Annotated in this window: 12 protein-coding genes; 8 read left to right on the top strand and 4 right to left on the bottom strand. The window is 64.9% G+C overall.

From position 1 onward, the window contains the following. Positions 1 to 16: 16 nt before the first annotated feature. The 3 genes from DID96_RS16150 to DID96_RS16160 are packed head-to-tail and all read left to right on the top strand — an operon-like array spanning position 17 to position 4005. Positions 17 to 2050: a phospholipase D-like domain-containing protein gene (locus DID96_RS16150; protein WP_124600289.1), complete on the top strand. Its 2034-nt coding sequence runs from the start codon at positions 17 to 19 to the stop codon at positions 2048 to 2050. A gap of 10 nt (positions 2051 to 2060) precedes the next feature. Beyond that, the gene (locus tag DID96_RS16155) at positions 2061 to 3704 is read left to right on the top strand and encodes a sel1 repeat family protein (protein ID WP_260463913.1); all 1644 of its coding nucleotides are present in this window, start codon (positions 2061 to 2063) and stop codon (positions 3702 to 3704) included. Between the two features lie 37 nt (positions 3705 to 3741). Beyond that, the gene (locus tag DID96_RS16160; protein WP_124600290.1) at positions 3742 to 4005 is read left to right on the top strand and encodes a PAAR domain-containing protein; all 264 of its coding nucleotides are present in this window, start codon (positions 3742 to 3744) and stop codon (positions 4003 to 4005) included. Between the two features lie 86 nt (positions 4006 to 4091). Here DID96_RS16160 and DID96_RS16165 read toward each other — a convergent pair whose 3' ends face one another. The 3 genes from DID96_RS16165 to DID96_RS16175 form a co-directional block, all read right to left on the bottom strand. Continuing rightward, a complete protein-coding gene (locus DID96_RS16165) occupies positions 4092 to 4631 on the bottom strand; it encodes a chromate transporter (RefSeq protein ID WP_124600291.1) in 540 nt (179 codons plus the stop codon). Continuing rightward, entirely contained in the window at positions 4631 to 5224 is a 594-nt protein-coding gene (locus tag DID96_RS16170) for a chromate transporter (protein WP_124600292.1), read from the bottom strand. Before DID96_RS16170 ends, DID96_RS16165 begins: the two co-directional genes overlap by 1 nt. 75 nt (positions 5225 to 5299) lie before the next feature. Continuing rightward, positions 5300 to 6055 (bottom strand): DeoR/GlpR family DNA-binding transcription regulator, encoded by a 756-nt coding sequence (locus tag DID96_RS16175; protein WP_124600305.1) that lies wholly within the window; start codon positions 6053 to 6055, stop codon positions 5300 to 5302. Positions 6056 to 6133: 78 nt separating this feature from the next. On the opposite strand from DID96_RS16175, the gene DID96_RS16180 reads away from it, so the two are divergent. The 3 genes from DID96_RS16180 (at position 6134) to DID96_RS16190 (ending at position 8168) form a co-directional block, all read left to right on the top strand. Beyond that, positions 6134 to 6733 (top strand): NUDIX domain-containing protein, encoded by a 600-nt coding sequence (locus DID96_RS16180; protein ID WP_124600293.1) that lies wholly within the window; start codon positions 6134 to 6136, stop codon positions 6731 to 6733. Further along, positions 6730 to 7131, top strand: a complete 402-nt coding sequence (locus tag DID96_RS16185) for a DUF4406 domain-containing protein (protein WP_124600294.1) — start codon at positions 6730 to 6732, stop codon at positions 7129 to 7131. The genes DID96_RS16180 and DID96_RS16185 overlap by 4 nt, the downstream gene beginning before the upstream one ends. Positions 7132 to 7307: 176 nt before the next feature. After that, positions 7308 to 8168, top strand: coding sequence for a Sir2 family NAD-dependent protein deacetylase (locus DID96_RS16190; protein ID WP_124600306.1), 861 nt, complete (start codon positions 7308 to 7310; stop codon positions 8166 to 8168). An 83-nt stretch (positions 8169 to 8251) separates the two neighbouring features. Here the strand turns inward: DID96_RS16190 and DID96_RS16195 are convergent, their stop codons facing one another. Then, the gene (locus DID96_RS16195; protein ID WP_124600295.1) at positions 8252 to 9460 is read right to left on the bottom strand and encodes a S8 family serine peptidase; all 1209 of its coding nucleotides are present in this window, start codon (positions 9458 to 9460) and stop codon (positions 8252 to 8254) included. Between the two features lie 468 nt (positions 9461 to 9928). Between DID96_RS16195 and crcB the strand changes: the two genes are divergently transcribed. Next, positions 9929 to 10315, top strand: a complete 387-nt coding sequence (gene crcB / locus DID96_RS16200) for a fluoride efflux transporter CrcB (protein ID WP_124600296.1) — start codon at positions 9929 to 9931, stop codon at positions 10313 to 10315. 25 nt (positions 10316 to 10340) lie between these two features. After that, on the top strand, positions 10341 to 10691 hold the full coding sequence (locus DID96_RS16205) for a DUF190 domain-containing protein (RefSeq protein ID WP_124600297.1): 351 nt from the start codon (positions 10341 to 10343) through the stop codon (positions 10689 to 10691). Positions 10692 to 10814 lie beyond the last annotated feature (123 nt).

Raw genomic sequence — 10814 nt, forward strand, 5'->3', positions numbered from 1 at the left:
ATTCAAGGAAAACAACGTGGCGAATTACCCACTTGAATCTCACAATCCGATGGATGTCGCCATCGACGAGGCTGGGCGGAACGCAAATGGCACCGTTCAGTGGTTGCTGGAAAAGGGCGTGGACGACGATGTCATGCCGACCCAGGGGAACGCGCTCCGCTTCATGATTTGCGGGCAAGAAGGATTTGCAGCGATTGCAGAGGACCTCCTCGCGGCAAAGTCGACGGTCGACATCGTCTGCTGGGGATTCGATCCCGGAATGGAACTCGTTCGGAGCCTCGGATCGGCGTGCTGGGTCGGCACGCCCCAGACGGCGCAGCCGTTTCAGTCTGGCCAGTCTGGCGTTTGGCCGCGTGGCATCGTATATGGCCAACTGCTGGAAGACCTGACGACCCGGAAAGAAAATCCGGTCACGGTGCGATTGCTGGTCTGGTTCGATCCCGACGGATCGTTGAAGCAGAACAACATGCCGGGGCTGACGGACGTTCCGGTCTCCGGAATGTGGCACCCGATTCAGCGCTACAAATTGCAGCAGAAGCCGCCTTATCAGAACGAGGCGAGAACAAAGTACTGCACCGAATGGTGGCAACGGAACCTGCCCGGCGGAAAGAGCGGGACAGGCAAGAACCCGCGCTTGCAAGTGGTGTTGCGTAGTATTTCGAAAGGCGATGTCAAGGCGTTGATGGATGCGGACATCAAGGAGGAGGACGCGCCGAGCACGCATTCGGAGGGCATGGAGAAGGTAGCCGGGCTCAACGAAAAGTCGCTGCTGGAGGGCTACCCGACTCATCACCAGAAACCGATTCTGATCGATTACGCGTATCAGGATGGTAGCAAGGCGGTCGGCTATGTGATGGGGTTGAACTCGGTCACGGACTATTGGGATACGACCGAACACAAGATCGACGATCCGTTGCGAGAGGAGTGGATCAGCGACAACGTTCAGGCCGAACTCGCGCACGAGCAAGAGACACAGAATCCCGATGGCCCTCTCAGTACGGCGGTCTATCAGCGCACGAAGCCCTATCAGGATTACGCGTGCCGTGTGGTCGGGCCGGCATTGAAGCGCCTGCATCAGAACTTCGTGCGCGGCTGGAATCTGTTCGCGCCGCCTGCGTGGCAGGCGACGGAGATCAGCGGGCAAATGTCGAAAATCCCGACAGCGAAAGCCAATCCCGCACGAAAGGCGCAGATTGTGCGGACGCAGGCTCATGAGCGGGAAAAGACGATCAAGAAACTGTACTTTCAGGCAACCAGCTTTGCGCGCAACTATATCTACATCGAGAATCAGTACTTCTTCTATCCGGAGTTTGCGCGGCACTTGAAGCTCGAGCGCAAGAAGTTTCACGACGAGTGGGCGAAGCTGTCGAACAAGCCTCAACAGGAGGCGCCAATGTTGCACCTGTTCGTCGTGACGCCTCATCCGGAAGACGAGGGCATGATTCCGCGAACCCACGATACGCTCGCGGAGCTGGGACATGGCGACAAGATGCCGGGTCAGGGCGTACTGGTGAAGGACGGTCGCGTCGATCGCGTCTACAAGGATGCCCAGGGCAACAATACGTTCCATCCGGCGACCCTCGAGGAACTGGAGAGTACGTACGGGCTGAAAGTGAGCATCGCGCGGTTGCGCACCAGCGGGATGACCGCGAATCAACAGATGGCGTATCGGGAGATCTACATTCACTCGAAGCTGATGCTGATCGACGACGTGTTCGTGACCTTGGGGAGCGCCAACATCAACCAGCGGAGCATGGCCGTCGACAGCGAGATCAACATCGCGGCGACCGGAGAGGAAGCGGCCAAGCTTCGGCGAGACGTGTTCGCGCTGATGTCCGGTGGAGATATCGTGGGGAGCGGCGCACGAGATGCAATGCCGGAGGTGTTCAGGAAATGGACGGGAAGAATGAAAGACAACCGGGATATTCAAAAGTTGGGCACCGATACGCTGAATGGCTTCCTTTTGCCGTTTATCGACATGCGAGAGAAGACGGTGCTGCACGCAATGATAGACATTCCTTCGACCAATAGTGTCAGCCAGACCGTGTAACGGAGCGCTCATGCGGATAGCATTCATCTTTCGAATCGCCATAAGTGCTCTGAGCTTGATTGCTGTAACTGTTCATGCAGAAGGCACGTCCTCGCTGCTCTCCAAGGCCAATATTGCTATGTCCGACTTGCCTCGCTTCGAAAAATTGCCGCTCTTTGATCCGCACCGGAAGAACTTCACGTGCGTGTATCAAAGTCAGCGTGTGCCGCCCGTTGATCCGCAAGCCGAGATGTGGTTTCAGCAAGCACTCGTGCTTGACAATCCCGACGTGTACTACGGGCAGCGTGACTTCGCGAAGGTCTATCAGCTCTACCACCAGGCAGCGGATCGGGGCCATTGGAAGGCCATGCTCAATCTGGCGTCGCTGATTCTGACCGACTATGCGGGCGTGCCCGAACACGACCCCGAGAAAGCGATTCAGTGGGTTGAAAAGGCGATGCGGTTGGGCGTGCCCGATGCGTACGATGTCATGGGAACCTATCACCAGAACGGACTCGTCAAGGGTGGAGACGCAACGAGCGCGTATGCGTTCTTCCAGCGCGCCGCCGACATGGGTAGTCCTTCTGCGATGGCTTTTCTCGGCGAAAAAATGGATGCTGCGCACGACGACCCGAGCAGCGGATTCTGGGCCAATCTACCTGTCGCCACACAGATGCTCGAATGTGCGTTCGCGCAAGGCTTCGGCGATGCCGCCGAGGAGTTGGGCTTCATCTACGCTCGTTCGAAGACTGTAGAAGCGAAGCAGCGTGCACTGAACATTCTGCATGAAGGCGTGAAGCTCGGAAGTGCGAAATGTGCGAACAAGTTGTCGATCGAATTCGACGGCTTCAACCTGACCAATGGGCGAAACCTTCCGGGGCTGATCGACAAGGCCCGTGCGGAACGCTACGGCAAGATCGGCGACGCGCTGGAGCACTACCGGGGGCGCCTGAAGCTCCCGAATCTGGACAAGGTCTTGCCGTTGCCGCCTGCGCCGCTGCCAAAGTGGAACGGCAAGGTTCAAAGCCTGATCGATGCTGCGAAAGCCGTGACGCCGCCGGTCAAATCGCAGATGAGTGTGACGACCGAGTCGGGACGCAACTACATCCCGCCGGGTTTTGCGGTATCTCCGCTCGACCAGAGTACGCTGGTGGTGCCGGGGGACCAGCACGTACCCAGGACCGGATACTGGTTGGCGCTATATGGTGCCGACGGCGAGAGAAGCGCACGCCTGATCGCCCGCTCCGGGAAGCCTGAGCGATACGAGACGGGAGAGCGCTTCGACCCGGCGCCATACGCGTGGCTGTCGCAAGATCGGGTCCAGTGGCACTACCTCGGGGATGCGTATCGTCTTCCTCCGCAGCGGTCGGATTTCATTGCGAACCTGGTCGATGCCGGCATGATGCGCGAAGTGCCCGCAACGCCAGTCGCGTTGACGTGCGAGGGCGACGAACGCTGCCCGGAGACCGGGATATGGGAAGGACGCGTGGCTGAAGACAATGATCTGGCGGCGTTGTACAACCGTTGGAATCAGCAAACCTTCCTGGAGAAGGGGCAGTCGTTCCCCAGCCCGGGGGCGCACTTCATCGGGATGGGTGAGGACGCGCTTCGTTGGACTTATCTGGGGAGCCCGAATGCCGAAATCGGTCCGGGCGTACACGAGATTCGACTGTAGACGCATGCGAACCGAGCATCGAATGGAGGGCGGCTAGATGGTCCGTCAGGTCATTGTAGTTGGGGATACGCTGGCACCGCATGGCGGTAACGTCACGACCGGATCGAACGACGATGTGGTCGACGGAATGCCGATCGCCCGGAAGCGGGATACGGTCGAATGCAATCAACACGGCACCCAGCACATCGTAGAAGGCGACGAATCGAGCACGCTCGGCGGCCGCCCGGTCGCCCTTCACGGCCATCGGGCCGCGTGCGGGTGCACGTTGGTCAGCCGACGTGCGACTTTGTCGATTGTGTGAGCGGAATGCGGGAACGATGTCGAAACGCCTGATGCCCAGCGGCTGAACGTCGTTCCTCCACGCGTGCCGGAAGCCCCCCGTTCCCGTCAATACCCGATCAGCCGCAACGCGACGAACAACGCGGCGCCCGCCGCGATCAACACAAGCGCATGAATGCGCGTGCGCATCACGCACACGGCGGAGACCAGTGCCAGCACGCGCGCCGGCCATCCGCCGTCGAGGCTTTGCAGCAGCACCCAGACCGACGCGAGGATCATGCCGGCCGCGACAGGCCGCAGCCCGGCCTCGAGCGCGATCTGCCAGCGTGCGCCCCGATGCCGCCGCCACAGGTGCGCGATGCCGTAGATCAGGAACGCGGTCGGGCCGAACAGCGCGAGCGTTGCGATCACCGCGCCCCAGAAGCCAGCGACCTGCCAGCCGATCAGTGTCGCGAGCAGCGAGCCGGGGCCGGGCGCCATCCGCGCGATCGCGAAATCGTTCACGAACTGCGTGGCCGTCATCCAGTGATGGACGTCGACGACCTGCCGCTGGACGTCCGCAATGATCGTCTGTCCGCCGCCGATCGTCGCGATCGACAGCGGCGCGAACACCGTGAACAGCGACACGTAGCGGGAAGCAACCGGCATCAGCGTTCGCTCCCTGCCGATGCGGCGGCCAAGCGCCGGTATTCGAGCGCGACGCTCGCGCCGCCGCCGATCAGCACCGTCCACACGAGCGGCCAATGCAGCACGGCGACCGACACGAACGTGAGCGTCATCACGACGAATGGCGGCACGCGGCGCGGCAGCCGGCGCACGGCAGTGACGGCCATCGAGATCGACAGCCCGATCGCCGCTGCCGCCGCGCCGGCGAGCGCGACGTGGGTCAGCGGGAACTGCGTGAGCGTCGAGAACGCGACGCCGAACAGCACGATCAGCATTGCCGGCGGCACGATGATGCCGACGAAGCCGGCGACCGCGCCACGCCATCCGCCCAGCCGGTAGCCGATCCAGATCGCGAGATTCTTCACGTTGACGCCGGGCAGCGCCTGCGACAGCGCGAGGCCGTTCAGAAATTCCTCTTCGTCGAGCCAGTGCCGCTCGTGGACGAAATCGCGCATCATCCGTCCGCTCAGGCCGCCGCCGAAGCTGGTCAGGCCGATCTGCGCGAAGGTCAGGAACAGCGCCAGCGTGCCGGGGTGCGCGGCACGACGGTGGGATGAATCGGGAACGGGACGCATGAGTATCGCGTGTGGGCAGCGAAGACGGTGAGCGTGTCATCTTACCGAGTTCCACCGGCGCGGTACGACGCGCCGCTACGCCCGCACGACCGTCACGCCCGCCGCTTCGATCGGTTTCGTCAGTTCCGGGTCGGCCGCCTGCTCGACGACGATCGTCTGCGCGAGCGTGATGTCGCCGATCACGAACGGCGATGCCGCATGGAGTTTCGACGACGACGCCAGCACGACCGTCTCGGCCGCGCGGGCGGCGAGCGCGCGCTTGATGCCCGCTTCCTCGTAGTCGCCGGTGCTGAGGCCGGCGCTCGGATGGACGCCGGTCACGCCCATGAAGTAGAGATCCGCGTGGACATGCGCGATCGCCTCCATCGCGGCCGCGCCGACGGTCACGATCGAATGCTTGAAGAGCCGTCCGCCGATCAGGATCACGTCCACCGACGGATGCTCGACGAGCGCGACCGCGACGCTCGGACTGTGCGTGACGACAGTCGCCGCGAGATCGGCAGGCAACTGGCTGACGAGCAGCGCCGACGTCGTGCCGCCGTCGATGATCACGACCTGCCCCGGCGCGATCATCTCGGCGGCCCGGCGCGCGATCCGGCGTTTCGCGGCCGACTCGAGGTCCTGCCGCTGCGCGAACGGCGCGGTGGCCGGGGAGGCGGGCAGCGCGCCGCCATGCACGCGCTGCAGCAGGCCTTCCGCGGCGAGTTCGCGCAGGTCGCGGCGGATCGTGTCCTCCGACACGCCGAATGCGTCGCTCAACGCGCCGGCCAGTACCTGGCCGTCGCGTGCGAGCAGATCGAGGATGGCTTTCTTGCGTTGCGTCGTCAGCATCGTTTGCACGAAATTTCTTGAAATTGCACGAATATGCACGTTAGCATGGGCGCCGTCATTTGTCGAATGGAGGCTGCCATGGCTGCAATGCAGGACCGCGTGCGCATCATCGAGACCACCGTGCTGTCCGACGACTGGTACGTGCTGAAGAAGGTGACGTTCGATTTCCGCCGTCGCGACGGCACCTGGCAGCGGCTCAGCCGGGAAACCTACGATCGCGGCAATGGCGCGACGATCCTGCTGTGCAACCCCGACACCGGCAACGTGGTGCTGACGCGCCAGTTCCGGATGCCGGTGTACGTCAGCGGCCATCACGGGATGCTGCTGGAGGCGGCGGCGGGCCTGCTCGACGACGCGACGCCGGATGCGCGGATCCGTGCGGAAGCCGAGGAGGAGACCGGCTATCGCGTGCGCAACGTCCGCAAGGTGTTCGACGCGTACATGAGCCCCGGGTCCGTGACGGAGAAACTGCACTTCTTCGTCGGCGAATACGACGCGTCGCTGCGCACGGGCGACGGTGGCGGGCTCGCGGACGAGGGCGAGGATCTCGAAGTCGTCGAAATGCCGCTGCACGCGGCACTGGACGCGATCGAGCGCGGCGAGATCGTCGATGCGAAGACGATCATGTTGCTGCAGTACGTCGCGCTGCACGGCCTCGCAGGCGGGAGGCGCGCATGACGCCGCAACTGATCCTGATCGCCGGCCCGTATCGCAGCGGCACCGATGGCGATCCCGCGCGCGTCGCCGCGAACCTCGCGCGGCTCGAACAGGCGGCGCTTGCCGTCTATCGCCGCGGGCATGTGCCGATGATCGGCGAGTGGCTGTCGCTGCCACTCGCGGCGGCGGCCGGATCGCGGCAGGTCGGCGACGCGGTCAGCGACGCGTTCCTGTACCCAGCCGCGCACCGGCTGCTGCACCGGTGCGACGCGGTGCTGCGGATCGACGGCGCATCGCGTGGCGCCGATGCCGACGTGGCGCTGGCGCGGCGCCTCGGCAAGCCCGTCCATTTCGCGCTCGATGAGATCGCGGCTGCGGTGCCGGATGAAGCGGATGAAGCGCGCGGCGTTGGTGGGTAACCGTTGACGCGGGCGGGAAAGCCCTGTCCCGGCAACCGCGCTGTGCGCGAGGCGCGATCGCGGACGCGTCAGCCGGCCCGCCGTCCCAGCCCGAACGGACGCGTTGCAAGCCGTCCGTTCCGGCGTATGATCGCGGCGGCGAACGCCACGACGTTCGCCCTGACGACCGAACCATGATGCCGCCCACCGATTCCACTGCCTTCACCGAACCACCGCTTCCCGCGCGCCTTGTCACTGCCGCCGTCGATGCGCTGTCGCGCGCCGACGCGTTGCTCGTCACGGCCGGCGCCGGCATCGGCGTCGATTCCGGCCTGCCGGACTTCCGCGGCACGGACGGCTTCTGGCGCGCGTACCCCGCGTTGCGCCACGAGCGCTTCGAATTCCACGAGATCGCGTCGCCGCAAGCGTTCCGCGCGCGTGCGCAGCTCGCGTGGGGCTTCTATGGCCATCGCCTCGCGCTGTACCGGTCGACGGTGCCGCACGACGGTTTCGCGATCCTGCGCCGCTGGATCGACGCGATGCCGAACGGCGGCTTCGTGCTGACGAGCAATGTCGACGGGCAGTTCCAGAAGGCCGGGTTCGATCCGGCGCGCGTCGTCGAGATTCACGGCTCGATCCATGCGATGCAGTGCCTGCGTCCGTGCAGCGGACACACGTGGTCGGCGCAGGCGTTCGCGCCGGTCGTCGACGACGCGACCTGCCGCCTTGTCGGCGACTTGCCGGCGTGCCCGCACTGCGGCGGTGTCGCACGGCCCAACATCCTGATGTTCGGCGACGCGGGATGGATCGGCACGCATTACGACGCGCAGCAGCGTGCACTCGACGACTGGCTTGCCGGGGCAGGGCGGGTCGTCGTCGTCGAAGTCGGCGCGGGCACCGCGATTCCGACCGTGCGCCTGATGAGTGAACGCATTGGCGCCGACGTGATCCGGATCAACGTGCGCGAAGCGCATGCGCGCCGCGCGGACGTGATCGGGCTGAAGGGCGGGGCGCTCGCGACGCTCACCGCGCTCGACGCCGCGTGGCGGCGCGGCTGAACGACGCTGCTGAGCGACGCCGCCGCGCGTGGCCGACGCTCGCGCCTACGGTTGGCCGACGAGCGCGTCGCCGGCCGTCGCGGCTATGGCTGGCTGACGAGCGCCGGCACAAGCGCCGGCGCGTGCGGCGAACCGAGGCCGGTCACGTAGTCGTAGCCGCCGGCCGCATTGCAGACGGCGCCGCAGTTGCCGTTGCTGCCGGTCGTGACGTCGTGAAAGTTGCTGCCGTACGCACTTTTCCCGGCCGCATACAGCGTGTTGTACGCTGCGCTCAGCCGGCTCTTGCCGGCCGCCGCGCGCAGCGAATTCGCGATCGCGACGAGTGCCGACCACTGCGGCGCGCCGGCGCTCGTGCCGCCTACCTGGAACCAGCCTGCTTGCCGCTGATAGGTGACCGAGTCGTACACCGCGAACCCGGTGGACGGATTTGCGTCGTAGCCGACGTCGGGCACGCCCCGCTTGCCGGCGACCGGAATCGGCCACGTGGCCTGGCCGGCGGGTTCGGTCTCTTGCGTGCTCACGCCGCCGCCGCTGCCGCTCCACGCCGTTTCGCCGACGTAGTTGCCGTACGCGTCGGCGGACAGTGTCGTCCCGCCGACCGCGATCACGTTGGACGCCGCCGCCGGATACTCGGTGCCGGTGCCGCTATCGCCGGACGACGCGACGAACGTGACCCCCGGCGCGCTGAAATGGCTGTCGAAGCCGTTCTCGCCGCTGAACTCGTTGCCGCCGAAGCTCATCGACACGACCGACGCGCCACGCTTCACCGCGACGTCGACCGCGGTCATCAGGTCGGTGAAGCTGGCCGACGCGGCCTCCACGAGCACGATCCGCGCCTTCGGCGCGATCGCGTGCACCCATTCGACGTCGAGCGCCATTTCGAGCGCCCAGCCCGCGTCGCTTCTCGGCCGGCTGCCGCTCGCGTACACCTTCGTGAAGCAGCCGTTCAGCGTCGTGCATGACGGCAGCGAGAACGTGCTGCTGAACACGCCGAGGTCGGACTCGATCTTCGGATCGTCGTACGCGTCGACGATCGCGACGACCATCCCGTCGCCCTGGTTCGACAGCGCGTCGAAACCGTACGCGTGGCGCGTGAGCGCCGGCGTGAGCCCCGAGACGGTGGCCGTGCTCGCGCGCGGCTTCGTGTGGAACGGCGGCCGCGCAAAGCCTTTAGGCGCGCGGTTGCCTTCGATGTACGACTGTCCGTTGTTCTGCGCGAATGCGACGGTCGATGCAAGCAGCGACACGTACAGCGCCGACATCAACATGGACGACAGGCGGGTTTTGTTCATTTTGAGTCTCCATGCCGATGGAGTGAGTGGGTCGAATCAAGTCTACGAAATAATCCGATTAGATTGAGCGTTATATCGGCAGAATTCGGGAATGTCTGAACAGGGAAAATACCGGAGGGCCATGTAAAACGGGCGTTTTCGGGAAATCGATAAAAGCCGTGAAATCGATTTCCGGATTTTTTCGAGGCCGCCAGATAATCGCTTTATCAGAATGATTCTGTAATGAGCAGCGTAATGCGCTGGAAATTCGGATTACGCGGCCGCGCATCGACGCCGCCGCATCGCGTGCCGGCAGCGGCATCCGACGGGCGCTGATCCGCTCGGCATGCATTGCCGGCGCCGCGCAAATCCGCATACAGTGCAGCGTGCGCCGGGCCGCCACGCATCGCGTGGCGGCGTTCGCCGGCGGTAGCCTGGAATCCGCGCGCGGCGGCTGGTGCCGCGCCGCATCGTCAGTGAGGCGTCCACTTGTTCTATTCGATCGTCGCGATCTTCGTCGGCGCCGGGCTCGGCGCGCTGCTGCGCTGGTTCCTGAGCCTCGCGCTCAACGAATACCTTCCCGACGTGCCGCTCGGCACGCTCGCCGCGAACCTGATCGGCGGCTATGTGATCGGCATCGCGGCGGTCGTGTTTGCCGCGAAGGCGGGCCTGCCGCCCGAGTGGCGCCTGTTCGTGATCACCGGTTTCCTCGGCGGGCTCACGACGTTTTCGACCTACTCCGTCGAAGTGATGACGCACGCGTTGCAGGGCGAGTTCGGATGGGCGTTGGCGGTGGCTGCCCTACACTTGATGGGATCGTTCACGTTGACCGCGCTCGGCATGTGGACGGCGCGTGCGTGGCTCGCCGCGGCCTGAGCGCGACCGGTACCGGAGGCTCGCGATGGACAGGATCTTCTTGCGTTTCTACGTGCACGAGCAGCATCGGCTGCACTGGAAGCCGCTGTGGGAGTGGCTGCTCGAGGAGGCGAGCCGGATGGGCGTCGCGGGCGGATCCGCGTTTCGCGCGATGGCCGGTTTCGGCCAGCACCGGGTGCTGCACGAGGACCGCTTCTTCGAATTGCAGGGATCGCTGACGATCGAGGTCGAGTTCGTCGTCACCGAGGAGGAGGCGCAGCGGCTGCTCGAGCGCGTCGGCCAGGAGAAGGTGCGCGTGTGCTACGCGATGATTCCGGCGCGCTTCGGCGTGATCGACACACTCGGCGCGCCGGCCGCGCAGGGCCAGGCGGACTAGGAGTCTGGGCGGCAGACGGTTTGCAGCGGTTAAATGAGGTCAACTCAGGCGACGCGACGTCGTCGGGCGCTGCAAGCCGGGGCCGCGCTGCGCTCGAGACCAGCATGCGTGCACAAGGCGGCT

Source organism: Burkholderia sp. Bp8963 (assembly GCF_003854275.1).
GTDB lineage: Bacteria > Pseudomonadota > Gammaproteobacteria > Burkholderiales > Burkholderiaceae > Burkholderia.